At 75.2% G+C, this 14660-nt stretch carries 15 protein-coding genes; 9 read left to right on the plus strand and 6 right to left on the minus strand.

The window, feature by feature from the left end:
• Positions 1-837: a sulfite exporter TauE/SafE family protein gene (locus tag ABZ249_RS19550; RefSeq protein WP_355264714.1), complete on the minus strand. Its 837-nt coding sequence runs from the start codon at positions 835-837 to the stop codon at positions 1-3.
• Positions 838-902: 65 nt separating this feature from the next.
• Between ABZ249_RS19550 and ABZ249_RS19555 the strand changes: the two genes are divergently transcribed.
• Positions 903-1682, plus strand: coding sequence for a helix-turn-helix transcriptional regulator (locus tag ABZ249_RS19555; RefSeq protein WP_355264717.1), 780 nt, complete (start codon positions 903-905; stop codon positions 1680-1682).
• A gap of 127 nt (positions 1683-1809) precedes the next feature.
• On the opposite strand, the gene ABZ249_RS19560 is transcribed toward ABZ249_RS19555, so the two are convergent.
• Positions 1810-2481, minus strand: coding sequence for a GntR family transcriptional regulator (locus ABZ249_RS19560; RefSeq protein ID WP_220561944.1), 672 nt, complete (start codon positions 2479-2481; stop codon positions 1810-1812).
• 102 nt (positions 2482-2583) lie between these two features.
• Here ABZ249_RS19560 and ABZ249_RS19565 point away from each other — a divergent pair, with 102 nt between their 5' ends.
• The 7 genes from ABZ249_RS19565 to ABZ249_RS19595 all read left to right on the plus strand — a co-directional run bounded on the left by ABZ249_RS19565 (position 2584) and on the right by ABZ249_RS19595 (position 8719).
• A complete protein-coding gene (locus ABZ249_RS19565) occupies positions 2584-3342 on the plus strand; it encodes an aldolase/citrate lyase family protein (protein WP_355264720.1) in 759 nt (252 codons plus the stop codon).
• Complete coding sequence (locus ABZ249_RS19570) at positions 3342-4139, plus strand: carbon-nitrogen hydrolase family protein (protein ID WP_220561946.1); 798 nt, start codon at positions 3342-3344, stop codon at positions 4137-4139. Before ABZ249_RS19565 ends, ABZ249_RS19570 begins: the two co-directional genes overlap by 1 nt.
• 4 nt (positions 4140-4143) lie before the next feature.
• On the plus strand, positions 4144-5259 hold the full coding sequence (locus ABZ249_RS19575; protein ID WP_355264723.1) for a C4-dicarboxylate TRAP transporter substrate-binding protein: 1116 nt from the start codon (positions 4144-4146) through the stop codon (positions 5257-5259).
• Positions 5256-5867, plus strand: a complete 612-nt coding sequence (locus ABZ249_RS19580) for a TRAP transporter small permease (protein WP_355264726.1) — start codon at positions 5256-5258, stop codon at positions 5865-5867. Before ABZ249_RS19575 ends, ABZ249_RS19580 begins: the two co-directional genes overlap by 4 nt.
• Positions 5864-7282 carry a TRAP transporter large permease subunit gene (locus ABZ249_RS19585; RefSeq protein WP_355264729.1) on the plus strand — a complete coding sequence of 473 codons (1419 nt, stop codon included), beginning with the start codon at positions 5864-5866 and terminating at the stop codon, positions 7280-7282. The genes ABZ249_RS19580 and ABZ249_RS19585 overlap by 4 nt, the downstream gene beginning before the upstream one ends.
• A gap of 32 nt (positions 7283-7314) precedes the next feature.
• A complete protein-coding gene (locus ABZ249_RS19590; RefSeq protein WP_220561950.1) occupies positions 7315-7962 on the plus strand; it encodes an RraA family protein in 648 nt (215 codons plus the stop codon).
• Between the two features lie 121 nt (positions 7963-8083).
• The gene (locus ABZ249_RS19595; RefSeq protein WP_355264732.1) at positions 8084-8719 is read left to right on the plus strand and encodes a histidine phosphatase family protein; all 636 of its coding nucleotides are present in this window, start codon (positions 8084-8086) and stop codon (positions 8717-8719) included.
• Positions 8720-8797: 78 nt separating this feature from the next.
• Here the strand turns inward: ABZ249_RS19595 and aroQ are convergent, their stop codons facing one another.
• Positions 8798-9271, minus strand: a complete 474-nt coding sequence (gene aroQ, locus ABZ249_RS19600; protein ID WP_220561952.1) for a type II 3-dehydroquinate dehydratase — start codon at positions 9269-9271, stop codon at positions 8798-8800.
• Between the two features lie 138 nt (positions 9272-9409).
• Here aroQ and ABZ249_RS19605 point away from each other — a divergent pair, with 138 nt between their 5' ends.
• The gene (locus ABZ249_RS19605) at positions 9410-11218 is read left to right on the plus strand and encodes an acyl-CoA dehydrogenase (RefSeq protein WP_355264735.1); all 1809 of its coding nucleotides are present in this window, start codon (positions 9410-9412) and stop codon (positions 11216-11218) included.
• 15 nt (positions 11219-11233) lie between these two features.
• On the opposite strand, the gene ABZ249_RS19610 is transcribed toward ABZ249_RS19605, so the two are convergent.
• The 3 genes from ABZ249_RS19610 to ABZ249_RS19620 all read right to left on the minus strand — a co-directional run bounded on the left by ABZ249_RS19610 (position 11234) and on the right by ABZ249_RS19620 (position 14615).
• Complete coding sequence (locus ABZ249_RS19610; protein WP_355264738.1) at positions 11234-12757, minus strand: MFS transporter; 1524 nt, start codon at positions 12755-12757, stop codon at positions 11234-11236.
• A gap of 734 nt (positions 12758-13491) precedes the next feature.
• On the minus strand, positions 13492-13848 hold the full coding sequence (locus ABZ249_RS19615; RefSeq protein WP_355264740.1) for a hypothetical protein: 357 nt from the start codon (positions 13846-13848) through the stop codon (positions 13492-13494).
• On the minus strand, positions 13845-14615 hold the full coding sequence (locus tag ABZ249_RS19620) for a MerR family transcriptional regulator (protein ID WP_355264743.1): 771 nt from the start codon (positions 14613-14615) through the stop codon (positions 13845-13847). Before ABZ249_RS19620 ends, ABZ249_RS19615 begins: the two co-directional genes overlap by 4 nt.
• Between the last annotated feature and the right edge of the window lie 45 nt (positions 14616-14660).

Genomic DNA, 14660 nt, shown 5'->3' on the forward strand with positions numbered 1-14660 from the left:
TCAGACCAGGAGCACGGCCACCAGGGCGAGCACGAGCAGGACCACGAAGGCGACGGCGTGCACGCGGTCCGGGACCCGGCCCACGTGGCGGCGGGCCACCGCGATGGCGGGCAGCGAACCGGCCAGCAGCAGCCCCGCGGCGACCAGGTCGACCGACCCGGCGTACCCGGACCCCGCCCCGCCGCCGCCCAGCAGCGCGTAGACCGCGGTCCCGGCCAGGGCGACGGGCAGGCTGAGCGGGTTGGCCATGGCGGTGGCCTCCAGCATGGGCAGCCCGCGGCGGCGCAGCAGCGGGACGGTCATGACGCTGCCGCCCACCCCCAGGAAGCCGGTCACCGCGCCGATGCCCGCCCCGACCACCGGGGTGGCCGCGCGGCCGGGGGCCCGCGGCGCCTCCCCGGCGGGGCGGGCGAGGAAGCCCCTGCGCAGCAGGCTGTCGGCGATGGTCACCACCAGGTAGGCGATGAAGAGCACGTGCTGGACCGCTCCCCCGGCCAGGGTGGCGGCCCACGCCCCGGCCGCGCTGCCCAGGCCGATGTAGGCGGCCAGCGGCCACAGGTGTTCGCGGCGCAGCCGCCCGGCCCGGTACTGGGCCCAGGTGGCGACCGAGGAGTTGACGACCATGACGGCCGTGGAGGTCGCCACGGCCACGGCCATGGCGTCCGTCTCCGGGCCGCCCCGGGCCGCCGTGACGGCGTAGACGACCGGGACGGTCACGAAGCCGCCGCCGAAACCGAAGGCCACGGTGGTGAGGCCGCTCAGGCAGCCCAGGGCCAGGAGCAGGAGGAAGGAGGTGAGCACCCGCTCCACGGTACGGGCGGGGCGGGTGGCGCGCATTCGGTGAAGCGACAGGAACGATCGCCGAACGGACACGGCGGGCCGGACCGGTAGGGTCCGGTGCCGTGCGCAACATCCCCGTCTCCGAGGTGGAGGACATCGACCGGCCGGTCCTGGCGATCGGCACGGACTACCCGCCCGGGTTCGTGCTGGCCCGGCACCGGCACCGCCGGGCCCAGTTCCTGTACGGCGCCACCGGGGTGATGCGGGTGCGCACCGGGGACGGCGCGTGGACGGTGCCGCCGCAGCGCGCCGTGCTCGTCCCGGCCGGGACCGCCCACGAGGTGACCATGGAGGGCGTGAGCACCCGGAGCCTGTACCTGGAGCCGGCCGCGGTCCCCTGGTTCCCCGAGCGCTGCCAGGTGGTGGAGGTGTCGCCGCTGCTGCGCGCCCTGGTGTCGGAGGCGGTGGACATCGAGCCGCACTACGACGGGCGGGGGCGGGACGGGGCGCTGGTCGGGCTGCTGCTGCACGAGCTGCGGCGGCTGGTCCCGCTGCCGCTGGACCTGCCGCTGCCGGTCCACGAGGGGCTGCGGGCCCTGTGCGAGGAGTTCCTGGAGGCGCCCGACGTGCACGACCCGCCCGCGCGGTGGGCGGCGCGGCTGCACGTGGGCGAGCGGACGCTGCACCGGCTGTTCCGGGCCGAGACCGGCATGGGGTTCGCGCGGTGGCGGCGGCGCGCCTGTGTGCTGCGCTCGCTGCCCGCGCTGGACCGGGGCGAGCCCGTCGCCCGGGTGGCCGCGGACCTGGGGTACGGCAGCCCGGCGGCGTTCTCGGCGGCCTTCTCCGCCCTGCTGGGCGCGCCGCCCCGGGACTACCGGGCGGCCGGCCGCCCGGTCCCCTGAGCCGGATCCGGGCCGTCCCCGGGCACGCCGCGGGGCCGTGTCGCGGGATCGGGCCGCGGGCGCGCGCCGCGCGCCCGCGAGCTGCCGGGCGGGGTCCGGGGCGTGTCCCCCGCCGCGGGCGGGGCCGTCAGCCGGGGAAGGCCCGCACGACCTCGGGGACCTCGCGCAGGTGCGTGGCGAGGACGGCCACGGCCGCCTCTCCGTCGTGCTCGGCCAGCCGGTCGGCGATCATCCGGTGCTCGCGCTCGATGGTGTCCAGGCGCTCGGGGGCCTCGGTGATGGTCCGCACCGACAGGCGCACCTGCCGGGGGCGCATCGCCTCGTACATCTCGGCGAGGACGGCGTTGCCGCGGTGGCGGACGATCGAGCCGTGGAAGGCCTGGTCGAGGCGGGCCATCGTGTTCCAGTCGCGTTCGCGCCCGGCGGCCTCCATCGCCTCGATCAGCCCGCGGGCGTCGGCGGGGGCCCCGCGCCGGTGCCGGCAGATCTCCGTCGCGGCGTGCGACTCGATGACGAAACGGGCCTGGTAGATCTCCTTCATCTCGGTGGAGGTGACGACACGGACCTGCGCGCCGCGGCGCGGGACCAGCTCCACGAAGCTCTCGGCCTGGAGCCGGTGGAGGGCCTCGCGCACGGGGGTGCGCGAGGTGCCGACCTCGCCGGCCAGCGCCACCTCGTCGAGGAACTGCCCCTCGGCGTACCTTCCCGAAAGGATGGCCTCGCCGATCCATTCGTAGGCGCGTTCGCGCGCGGACCGCCTTACGGTGCCGGGGTTTCCGCTGTTCGCTTGTTCTTCCACCTTCCCACCCTACCTTTGCACTCGGTGGATGCACCATGTATACATGTTGTCCACAGCACAGGATTTCATGCTGTGGATCACAGTCGTTCGGCAAGGAGCAGTGTGAGCGCGCAAGGAGACAAGAGGCACGCCGTCTGGTTGACGGAGCCCTCGACGGCGGCCGTGGAGATGGCCCACCTGGCCGGATTCGGCACCGTCGTCCTCGACATCGAGCACGGCCTGTTCGACCTGGCGGCCCTGGACTCCCTCATCCCGTTCATCCGGGCCAAGGGCATGGACGTCATCGCCAAGGTGCTGGGGCCCGAGCGCGGCCCGATCCAGCAGGCCCTGGACTTCGGGGCGACCGCGGTGGCGATCCCCCACGTGGAGTCGGTGGAGCACGCCGCCCGGGTCTGCGGGTACGCCAAGTTCCCCCCTCTCGGGGACCGCTCCTTCGCAGGTGGGAGGACCTCCGGCTACCGTGGCTTCACCGACGAGTGGGTGACGCGGCAGGACCGGGGGACGCGCTGCTACCCGATGATCGAGGACGCCTCGGCGTTCGCCGACATCGAGGCCATCCTGGAGCTGCCCGTCGTCGACGGCATCTTCATCGGCCCCTCGGACCTCTCCCTGCGCCGCGACCGCGGCGCCTACGGGGTCACCGAGGCCGACCTGGACGACCTGCGGCACCTGGCCCGGGCCGCCCGCGCCGCCGGGAAGCCCTGGATCCTGCCCGCCTGGAGCCCGGCGGAGCAGCGCCTGGCCGTGGAGGAGGGGGCCGCGACCATCGTGACCACCATGCAGTACGGCGCCATGTTCGCCGGATTCACCGGGGCGATCGACGCCCTGCGCACCATCGAGAACGACCTGAGGAGCCGTTGATGACCCTGAACGTCGCCGTCGCCCAGTTCGCCCCCACCGAGGACAAGGGCGCGAACCTGGCCGAGATCGAACGCCTCCTGCGCGAGGCCGCCGCCCGCGGCGCACGCCTGGTCGTCCTCCCCGAGTACGCGGTGTACACCGCCCCCGCCATGGACGACCGCTTCGTCGACAGCGCCGAGCCCCTGGACGGCCCCACCGTGTCCCGGCTCCGGAAGCTGACCGCCGAACTCGGCGTCTTCGCCATCGCCGGGGTCAACGAGACCGCCGGGCGGGGCCGCATCCACAACACCCTCGTCGCCCTGGGCGAGGGCGAGGTCCGCGCCGTCTACCGCAAGGTGCACCTCTACGACGCCTTCGGCTACAAGGAGTCCGACCGCGTCCTGGCCGCCGACCCGGCCGCGCCCGAGCTGCTGGAGGTCGACGGGTTCACGGTGGGCATGCAGACCTGCTACGACCTGCGCTTCCCGGAGACCACCCGGACCCTGGTGGACGCCGGCGCGGACGTCGTCGCCCTGCCCGCCGAGTGGGTCCCCGGCCCGCTCAAGGAGTACCACTGGAACACCCTGCTGCGCGCCCGGGCGATCGAGAACACCGTCTACGTTCTCGCCGCCGACCAGAGCGGCCCGACCGGCTCGGGCAACAGCGCGGTCGTGGACCCCATGGGCATCGCCCTGGCCTCGCTCGGCGAGGCCCCCGGCGTCGGGACGGCCGTCCTGGAGCGGTCGCGCCTCGACGCGGTCCGCAAGGCCAACCCCGCCCTGTCCCTGCGGCGCTACCGCGTGACACCAGCGAAGTGACGCCATGAAGGCATTCGGATCCCACACCCCGAACAGGGTCCGGCGGCGGCTCCGGTGGGCCGCCGCCGGCGCGGCCCTGGCGATCACCGCGACCGCGTGCTCCGGCACCCCCGGCACCGACGGCACCTACGTCCTGCACTACACGACGTACTCCAACTCCACCTCCGACCAGTCCCGCGCCATCCAGCGGTGGGCCGAGGAGGTCGAGGAGGCGACCGGCGGCGGCGTCACCGTCCGCTTCCACTACTCGCAGAGCCTGGTGGGCGCGGACGAGTCGGTGCAGGCCACCCTGGACGGCCGCGCCGACATGGCCCAGGTCGGCTCCATCTACGCCGCCTCGGACCTGTCCATGTTCACCGTCATCGAGCTCCCGTTCGAGACCAAGAACCCCGAGGTGCAGATGACCGCCATCGAGCGCCTCTACGAGGAGAACGAGGTCTACCGGGAGGACTTCGACCGCCAGGGCGTGCGCCTGCTCTTCCCCCTGCCGCTGGGCATCGCCGCGGTGGGGCTCCAGGAGGAGGCGGACGACCTGGACGACCTGCGCGGCCGGAGCGTCCGGGCGGGCGGCCTGACCTCCGAGGTCATGCTCGCCGCCGGGGCCAACCCGGTCGCCATGACGGCCAACGACATCTACGAGTCCATGTCCCGGGGCGTGGTGGACGGCTACACCTCGCTGGCCATCGCCAACCTGCCCACCTTCGGCCTGTCCACGAGCACCCCGTACGTCATGGACCCCGGGATCGGGGCGTACTCGTCCTCGATCGTGGTCATCAACGAGGAGCTCTTCCAGTCCATGCCGCAGGAGTACCGCGACGCCCTGACGGAGGCCTCCTCCCGGGGGATCTCCCACGGTCTGGAGGAGATGGACGCCCTGGGCGGGACCGCCTGCACGGAACTGAAGGAGTCCGGGGCGCGGTTCTCCTCGCTGCCCGAGGAGCAGGTGGCCGAGCTGCGCGACGAGGTGGACGCCGCCGAGACCTGGGTCGCCCGCTACGAGGAGCGCGGCTACGACGCCCGGTCGGTCCTGGACGACTACCGGCGGATCATCGCCGAGGAGACCGAGTCCTCCGACTACGCCGACCCGCTGATCGCCTGCATGGAAGGGGAGGACGCATGAACCGGCTCCGTCCGCCGCGGCCCCTCACCGCCGTGTCGACCGCCTTCGGCCTCGCCGCGGGCCTGCTGCTGCTCGCCCTGATGCTGCTGACCGTGGCCGACGTGGTGAGCCGCAACGCCCTGGGCAGCTCGATCCTGGGCACCGTCGACATCTCCACGCTGCTCCTGGTGATGGTCGCCTTCCTGGGACTGGCCGCCGCCGAGATCGACGGCAGGCACGTCTCCGTGGGCCTGATCGAGACGCGCCTGGGCGAACGCACCCGGACGGTCCTGTCGGGCCTGCGCGCCCTCCTGCTGCTGGTCATCGGCGGGCTGATGGTCTGGGGTCTGGCCGAGGTGCTGTTCAGCGCCGTCGACCGCAGCGAGACCACCAACGACATCCTGCGCCTGGCGACCTGGCCGGCCAAGCTCGTCCTCTTCGTGTCCTTCCTGCTGTTCTTCGCGGCGGCCGTCTGGCGGGAGGTGCTCGAACTCCGGGCCCGCCTGGCCGGCGAGGCCTCCGGGGACGCGGTGGCGGACCTGGTCGAGGCGGCGGGTGTCCCCGAGGCCGCGGACACCGCCCCGGAACCGGTGTCCGCGGCCCGCCACGACGAGGAGGTCGGACGATGACCGGGGGAACGCTCCTGATCCTGCTCGCGGTGGTCGCGGTCTTCCTGGGGCTGCTCGCGATCAGGCTCCACGTCGGGCTCTCGCTCATGCTGGCGGGCCTGCTCGGCATCGTGCTCATGCGCAGCACCGACGCCGCGGTCAGCACGGTGGCCAACCAGCCCTACTCCACGGCCGCCGACTACTCGCTGACCATCATCCCGCTGTTCATCCTCATGGGCGTGTTCGCCGTGCACGCCCGGCTCGCCCAGGCGGGGTTCGACCTCGCCTCCCGGGTGCTGCGCCGCCTGCCGGGCGGCACCGCGCTGGCGTCGCTGTCCGGGTCGGGGCTCTTCGCCGCCGTCACGGGCTCCAGCGTCGCCACCGTGGCGACCATGGCGCGGGTGTCCACGGACGCCATCGTCAAGGCCGGGCACGGCCTGCGCCTGGCCGCGGGCGTCGTCTGCGCCGGGGGCACGCTCGGCGTGCTCATCCCGCCGTCGATCGTGCTGGTGCTGTACGGCGTGGTGACCGAGGAGAACATCGGGCAGCTGCTGCTGGCGGGCATCGGCCCGGGCCTGCTGACGATCCTCGTCTACGCGGTCACCATCATGCTGCTCGTCGCGGCCGGCAAGCGCCGCCGGGCGGCGCGCGCCGCGGAACGCGAGAAGGTCGGGGCCGCGGCGCCCGGCTCCGCGGGCTCCCCCGCGGCGGCCGCGGACGGCCCGGACGCGGACCCCGCGCCCGAGGCCGGCCCCGAGGGGAACCGCCCCCCGCCCCTGGACCTGGTCGGCTTCGGCTTCCTGGTGGTCATCTTCGCCGTGTCCATCGGCACGATCTACCTGGGCGTGGCCACCGCCACCGAGGCCGCCTCGTTCGGCGCCGTGTCGGCGTTCGTCATCCTGCTCCTGCGCACCCGCCCGCCCCGGTGGATGCGGGTGGTGAAGGAGTCGGTGACCGAGGCCGTCGGGCTGACCGCCATGACGTTCCTGCTCATGGTCGGCGCCGGGGTGTTCACCTACTTCCTCGCCCTGTCCGGGGCGAGCACCGCGGTGGTGAACGCGGTCCTGGCCGCGGACCTGCCCCCCTACCTGGTCCTGGTGCTGTGCCTGCTGGTGCTGCTGCCGCTGGGCATGTTCCTCGACGGGATCTCCATGATCCTCATCGCGGGGCCGCTGCTGCACCCGATCCTGGTCGGCTACGGGTTCGACGGCATCTGGCTGGGCGTGCTCATCGTGAAGGTGGCCGAGATGGCGCTCATCACGCCGCCGGTCGGCATGAACGCCTTCGTGTACTCCGGCGCCGTGCCCGAGGCCGGGCTGGGGCGGATCTTCCGCGGCATCGTGCCCTTCATCGTCGCCGACGTCATCGTCGTGGCCGTCCTCATCCTCGTCCCCGAGATCACCACCTTCATCCCCTACCTCTCCAGCGCGCAGTAGGCACGCGCCCCACCGACCGGAAAGGACCCGACTTGTTCACCGTCAACGACATGCCGCGGCAGATCGACGCGTCCATCGTCTCCGAGCTGTCCCAGGTGTGCGTCTCCACCCTCGGCCACCTGCGCGACCACGGCTTCGCCCTGGGGCTGACGCCCAACCGGCGCCCGCTGAAGTTCGTCGGCACGGCCGTCACGGTGCGCATCCCGCACCTGGACTCCACGGCCGTCCACATGGCCGCGGACATGCTGCGGCCCGGCGACGTGCTCGTCGTCGACCAGTCCGGCGACCTCGCGCGGTCGTGCTTCGGCGGCCTGGTGTCCTACACCGCCAAGGCCCGCGGCGCGGTCGGCGCGGTCATCGACGGCTCGGTCAACGACCACGACGAGACCCTCGCCTACGACCTGCCCGTCCTCTCCCGCGGCTACAGCCCCCTGACCACCCGCATCGCCGGGATCGAGGGTGCGATCAACGTCCCCGTGAGCATCGCCGGCGCGGTCGTGCGCCCGGGGGACGTGGTGTTCGCCGACTCCGACGGCGTGGCGTTCCTGGCGCCGGAGGAGGCGGTGGGCCTGGGCGCCCTGCTCAAGGCCAAGGAGGACGCCGAGATCCCGGCGCGGGAGTCCATCTCCGCGGGCGGGTCCATCGCCGAGTTCTCCGGGGCCGCCGCGTACCGGCCCTGACGGACGCCCCGCGGAGGGGCCGGGGACCGTCGGTCCCCGGCCCCTCCGCGTACCCGTCCCCGGTGCGCCTCGGCCCGCCCCCGGGCGCCGCGGCCGCGGGCCGCACTCGTACTCTGGGGCGATGCCGAGCATCTACCTCATCCGCCACGGCAAGGCATCGCCGGAGGCGGAGGACTACGACGAGCTGAGTCCCACCGGATACGAGCAGGCGCGGCTGCTGGGCGCCGAGCTCGAGCGACGCGGGCTGCGCCCGGGCCCCGTGTTCTCGGGGTCGCTGCGCAGGCAGCGCCAGACCGCGGCGGCCGCCCTGGCCGAGGCCGGGATCGACGCCGAGCCGACGGTCGACGAGCGCTGGAACGAGTACGACCACCTGGGGCTGCTGGCCCGGCACCCCGTCGCCGAGGGCACCCTCCAGGAGCGGTTGGACGCCGGGCTGTCGGCGTGGATGGCCGCCGGGGGCGACGGGCCGGGCAGCTGGGAGGCGTTCCGCGGCGGGGTGCGGGCGGCGCTGGAGGACACGGTCGCCGGACTGGGCCGGGGCGAGACGGCCCTGGTGTTCACGTCGGCGGGGGTGGTCGCGGCGGTGTGCGCGGCGCTGCTGCGGGCCCCGGCGCACGGGTTCCTGGAGCTGAACCGGATCGTGGTGAACGGGTCGCTCACCAAGGTGGTGCACGGGCGCGGCGGCACCCGGCTGCTGTCGTTCAACGACCACGCGCACCTGGAGCAGGCCGGGGCGGCGCTGACGACCTTCCGCTGAGGCGGGTGTGCCGCGCGTCCGTGCGCCCCATGGAAACCGACCGGTCGGTACCGGGGGGCGCACGGACGCGCGCGGGCCTCAGCCCAGGGTGCCGCGTTCGGCCGCCCGGCCCAGGACCGCGCGCAGCGCCAACTCGTAGCCGGGCACCCCGCAGCCGGCGATGTACCCGGCGGCCACCGGGGCGGTGACCGAGGTGTGCCGGAACCCCTCGCGGGCGTACACGTTGGAGATGTGCACCTCCACCACGGGCGCCTCGATGGCGTCGACGGCGTCGCGCAGGGCGATGCTGTAATGGGCGTACGCGCCGGGGTTCATGACCACGCCGGCCCAGCCGCGGGCGGCGTGCAGCCGGTCGACCATCTCCCCCTCGCCGTTGCTCTGCGCGCAGACCACCTCCACGCCCAGCTCCCTGCCGAGCGCGGCGACCCGGGCCTCGACCTCGGCGAGGGTGGTGGTGCCGTACTGGCCGGGGTCGCGGGTGCCGAGCAGGTTGAGGTTGGGCCCGTTGAGCAGCAGGACGGTGCGGGACGGGTCGGCGGCGGGAGTGGACACGGGGCTCCTTGTCGAAGGCGGTCGGACGTGCACGCCCAGCGTAGGACCCCGGGGCCCCCGCCGCCCCGGCCGCCCGGCGGGTTCCCCGAACGGATACCATACCGACCAGTCGGTCAATCACTCCGAGGAGGCGACCCCGTGGCATCCACCCTGCTGTCCGCGCGCGACCTGCGATTCCTGCTCTACGAATGGCTCGACGCCGAGTCCCTCACCCGGCGCCCCCACTACGCCGACCACTCCCGCGAGACCCTCGACGGCGCCCTGGAGCTGGCCGAACGCGTCGCCACCGACCACTTCGCCCCGCACAACAAGGCCAACGACGCCAACGAGCCGCGCTTCGACGGCGAACGCGTCCACGTGATCCCCGAGGTCAAGAAGGCCCTGGAGGTCCTGGCCGAGACCGGCCTCAACGCGCTCGGCCTGCCCGCCTCCGTGGGCGGCGGGCAGATCCCCCACGTGGTGGCCAGCGCGTGCAGCGCCTGGTTCCAGGCCGCCAACCTGGGCTCCTCCGCCTACCCCTTCCTCACCGTCGGCAACGCCCGGCTGCTGCTCGCCCACGGCACCCCCGAGCAGGTCGACACCTACGTGCGGCCCATGGTGGAGGGCCGGTTCACCGGCACCATGTGCCTGTCCGAGCCGCAGGCCGGCAGCTCCCTGGCCGACATCACCACCCGCGCGCAGGACGCCGGGGACGGCACGTACCGGCTGTTCGGCAACAAGATGTGGATCTCGGCGGGCGACCACGAGCTCACCGAGAACATCGTCCACCTGGTGCTGGCCAAGATCCCCGGCGGCCCGCCCGGGGTCAAGGGCATCTCGCTGTTCATCGTGCCCAAGTACCTGGTGAACGCCGACGGGTCGGTCGGCGAGCGCAACGACGTCGTCCCCGCCGGCCTCAACCACAAGATGGGCTACCGCGGCACCGTCAACGCGCTGCTCAACTTCGGCGAGGGCGCGCACACCCCCGGCGGGGAGCCCGGCGCGGTCGGCTACCTGGTCGGGGAGCCGCACCAGGGGCTGCGCTACATGTTCCACATGATGAACGGCGCCCGGATCGGGGTGGGGGCGGGCGCCGCCGCCGTCGGCTACACCGGGTACCTGAAGTCGCTGGCCTACGCCCGCGAGCGCCTCCAGGGCCGCCCGCTGGGCGACAAGGACCCGGCGAACCCGCCGGTGCCGATCATCGAGCACACCGACGTGCGGCGGATGCTGCTGGCGCAGAAGAGCTACGTGGAGGGGGCGATGGCCCTGGTCCTGTACTGCGCCCGGCTGGTCGACGAGGCCGCCACCGCCGACGGCGCCGCGGACCGCGAGCGGGCCGACGCCCTGCTGGACGTGCTCACCCCCCTCGTCAAGAGCTGGCCCTCGCAGTGGTGCCTGGAGGCCAACAGCCTGGCGATCCAGGTGCACGGCGGCTACGGGTACACGCGCGAGTACGACGTGGAGCAGCACTACCGGGACAACCGGCTCAACGCGATCCACGAGGGCACCCACGGGATCCAGGCCCTGGACCTGCTGGGCCGCAAGGCGGTGCAGGGCGGCGGGGCCGGGCTGGGGCTGCTGGTGGAGACCGCGCGCGCCGCCTCCGCCCGGGCCCGCGGCCTGGGCGGGGACGAGGCGGAGTTCGCCGGGCTGCTGGACGCCGCCCTGGACCGGGTCGTGCGGACCACGGCGGAGGCCTGGGCGAACGGCGACCCGGCGGAGGCGCTGGCCAACGCCACCCCCTACATGGAGGCCGTCGGGCACGTGGTGGTGGCGTGGATGTGGCTGGAGCAGCTGGTGGCCGCGCACGGCAGGAGCGACGCCCCGGGCGAGGCGTTCTACGCGGGCAAGCGGGCGGCGGCCGCGTACTTCTTCCGGCACGAGCTGCCGCGCACCGGGCCGCAGTTCGACCTGGTGTCCTCCCGCGACCGCACCGTCCTGGACACGCCGGCCGACGCCCTCTGACCCGGGCCCCGGCCCTCACCCGCGGTCACCCGCCGCCACGGCGGCGGGTGACCCGGCGGGGGCGACGAGGGCGCCCAGCAGCGCGACGGCCCCCAGGGCGAAGAACACCGGCGCGTAGCCGCCCGCGGCCCCGGCGGCGAGCGCGCACACCCCCGGCGCGAGCGCGGCGGCGAGCGCGATCGGGGTGTGCATGATGCTGTTGAGCGTGGTGTAGTGCTCGGGGCCCCACCGGTCGGCGATCGCCGTGGCCTGCACCAGCGTGAGCAGGCCGCGCCCGGCGCCCACCGCGAGCGCCGCCGCGAACAGCGCGGCCGGGGCGGCGCCCGCCAGGGCGAGCACCGCCGTGAGCACGGCCCCCGACGCGCAGACCAGCAGCACCGCCACCGCCCGCGTCCCCGGACGGCTGCGGAGCTCCCAGGGGGCGTAGACGAGGCGGCCCAGCACCTGGCCGATACCGGTGGCGCCCAGGACCCAGGCCGCCTCGGCGGTGCCGAACCCGTGCTCCCGCAGGAACGGGACGAGGTCGACGACCACCGCGTGGACGGTGAAGGCGCCCAGTGCCAGGGCCGCGGTCAGCGCCCAGAACGCCCGCCCGGCCATCACCCCGCGCACGGCCCGGCGGCCGGACTCCGGGTCGCCGTGGGGCGTCCACTCCGCGCGCAGCGCCCACAGGTGCAGGGGCGCCACGACCAGGGCGACGAGGGCGGCCAGGGCCAGGAGGGCGCCGCGCCAGCCGAGGTGGGCCTCCAGCAGCGCGGCGAGCGGGGCGAACACCGTCCCGGCGAACCCCCCGACCAGGGTCAGGGTGGTGACCGCGCGGACCCGGGCCGACCGGTACCAGTGGGTGAGGGCGGCGAACGCGGTCGGGTAGAAGAGCCCGGCGGCGGCGAGCCCCGCCGCCTGCCAGGCCGCCGCGAACACCCACAGCGACGGCGCCAGGGCGCAGGCGGCCAGCGCCGCCGCGCCCAGGACCGCGGCGGCGGTCATCACCGGCCGGGGGCCGCGCAGGCGCAGCCAGCGGCCGACCAGCGGGGCGACCAGGGCCGCCAGCACCTGGGAGCCGGAGAAGAGCGCGGTGAGGACGATGAGGGACCAGCCGGTGCCGAGGGAGACCGCGGGGGCCAGCACGGGGAAGGCGTAGAACAGCGCGCCCTGGCTGACGGTGACGGTGACGCACAGGGCGGGCAGCGCCCGCCGCGCCCCCGGCACCGGACCGGGGGCCGCGGCGTCGGCGGGCGCGTCCGCCCGGCGGGCGGACGCGGGACCGCCGGGGGGCCGGCGGGGCGCGCGAGGCGCGCGGCGTGCGCGGGCGGGCGGGTCCGGCGGGTCCTCCCCCGCCGGCCGGGCCGTGTCGTCGGTGCTCGGGCGGGGGCCGGGGACGGCGCCCGGCCGGGGCGGGGCGGCGCGGCGGTCGCGCCCGGGAGCCCGGAGCCGCGCATGCGTCTCCGGGGCCGCCGTCCCCGCGTGGACGGGGGCGTCCACGGAGGCGTGCGGCAGGGGGAAGGGCTGGTGGGAGGGGGGATCGATCTGTACGGTCACTGCGTTCCACGCTTTCCGGTGGTCGGGGCGGCGTCGGGAGGCGCCCCGTTTCCGGGTACGGCAAGGGCCCGGGCGGTGGTGTCGGGATGCCGCTCGGGGGTCGCCGAAGGACCGCGGGTGTTGTGCGGGGCACCGGCGGTGCGGACGCGGCCGGGGACCGGCCGCGCGTCACGGGGCGCGTCGGGAGGGGGCGGTCCGGGGGCGTGCCGGACACGGGGCGCGCGGTGCGGGGGCCGGTCCGGGAGGACCGCCGCGGGGACGCGGTGCGATGACCCGCCGGGGAGCGGGCCGTGCCACCCCGCGCGCCGCCCTCCTCAGGAGCGGGAGGGTCCGCCCGCCGCGGCGGCGGGCGCGCGGCGGGGCCCGGGTCTTCTCACCGGGCGGGAGCGGGCGCGGGGACGGGCGAACGGAACGGGGGCAGGGATCCGTCGGGTCTGCAAAAGTCTCCTGTCGGGAACATTCCGGGGGAACCGTACACGGAGGGTCACGTTGTGTGTTCCCTACCCCGATCACCGAGGATTCCATTCATCTCCCGGCCACTTTCCCGTCACCTGGAATTCCAGGTCGCCCCCGCCGAGCAGCCGCCCGGGGCCGCCGCCCACCGGCGACGGCCCCGGGCCGGGGCGCTCCGCTCCGGCCGCGAGGACGGGAGGGCGGCGGACCCCTCGGCCGGGCGGGCCCGTCCGCCGGGCGGCGGCACGGCGCCCCGGGTCCCCAGCCTCGGCGACCGGCGCTCAGGCGGGGCGCAGGCGGCCGGGCTCGGGGACGTCCAGCGTGAAGACGTGCCCCAGGTCGGCCTCCTCATAGCCGAAGTCGGCGTTGGCCACCCGCATGCGGTCGGGGCCCACCTCCACGATCCGCACGGCGACCGGCTCGGCCCGCCCGGGCAGCTCCAGCAGCCAGCGGTCGGCCAGGTAGGCCAGCCCGCGGGCGTCCAGGGCTGCGCGGGCCTCGGCCTCGGCGGACGGGGCGCCCGCCGCGTGCCCGAACGGGGTCATCGGGGTGTAGGCCCCCGCACCCGCCGGGGCGAGGTAGCCCAGGACCTCGCCGTCCTCCTCCCGGCGGTGCGCCGTCCAGTGGGGCGGGATCACGTCCCCTCCCTCCGGGTGTCCAGGCGGGCCAGGGCGTAGGCGGCCATGGCCTCGCACTGGTAGTCGGCCAGCCCCGGCGCGACCGCCTCGTACACCTCCCGCCAGGGCCCCTCCTCGGCGTACACGCGCCCCAGGTGGGCGAAGGCGTCGGCGTCGGGCGTCCACATGCGGGAGACCCGCAGGTAGTGGTCGTGCACCTCCGCCTGCACGGCCGGGTCGGTGACCGGCCGCCCCGCCGCCAGGTGGGCGGCCATCCGCTCCAGCTGGGCGGCCAGTCCGGCCCGGTCCGCCTCCCAGTCGGCCGGGGCCCGGCCGTCGGCGGCGCGGGCCGCCTGCTCCCACTGGGCCGGCCACTGCGCGCGGGCGCGGTCCGTGTAGGCGGCGGTGTCGAATCCGGCGAAGAGCGTCTCGGGGTCGAGTGCGCCCATGGTCCCCTCCTCCTCCAGTGCGTCCAGGGTGCGGCGCACGGTGGTGACGAGGGTGTCGATGCGGTCGCGTTCGGCCAGCAGGTCGCGCAGGTGGGTGCGCAGCGCCCCGGCCGGGTCGCCGCCGGCGTCGAGCACGGCGGCGATGTCGGCCAGGGGCAGCCCCAGCTCGCGCATGAGCAGTATGCGCTGGAGCCGCAGCAGCTCGGCGCGGCCGTAGTGGCGCACCCCGCCGGCCCCCACCGCGGCGGGCCGCAGCAGGCCGATGCGGTGGTAGTGCCGCAGGGTCCGCGAGCTGACGCCGGTCATCCGGCACACCTGCCCGGTCGGCCAGGTCGGCATGACCGCTCCCCTCGTCGGACCGGTACCTCCGGTCCGGTCACCGAC

The organism is Nocardiopsis sp. NPDC006139, assembly GCF_040614155.1.
Classification (GTDB): domain Bacteria; phylum Actinomycetota; class Actinomycetes; order Streptosporangiales; family Streptosporangiaceae; genus Nocardiopsis; species Nocardiopsis changdeensis.

Bases quoted from the DNA above. Each gene is read 5' to 3' on its own strand.
- ABZ249_RS19570 (WP_220561946.1), top strand. From the start codon at position 3,342: ATGACCCTGAACGTCGCCGTCGCCCAGTTCGCCCCCACCGAGGACAAG.
- ABZ249_RS19620 (WP_355264743.1), bottom strand. From the start codon at position 14,615: ATGCCGACCTGGCCGACCGGGCAGGTGTGCCGGATGACCGGCGTCAGC.
- ABZ249_RS19575 (WP_355264723.1), top strand. From the start codon at position 4,144: ATGAAGGCATTCGGATCCCACACCCCGAACAGGGTCCGGCGGCGGCTC.
- ABZ249_RS19595 (WP_355264732.1), top strand. From the start codon at position 8,084: ATGCCGAGCATCTACCTCATCCGCCACGGCAAGGCATCGCCGGAGGCG.
- ABZ249_RS19580 (WP_355264726.1), top strand. From the start codon at position 5,256: ATGAACCGGCTCCGTCCGCCGCGGCCCCTCACCGCCGTGTCGACCGCC.
- ABZ249_RS19585 (WP_355264729.1), top strand. From the start codon at position 5,864: ATGACCGGGGGAACGCTCCTGATCCTGCTCGCGGTGGTCGCGGTCTTC.
- ABZ249_RS19550 (WP_355264714.1), bottom strand. From the start codon at position 837: ATGCGCGCCACCCGCCCCGCCCGTACCGTGGAGCGGGTGCTCACCTCC.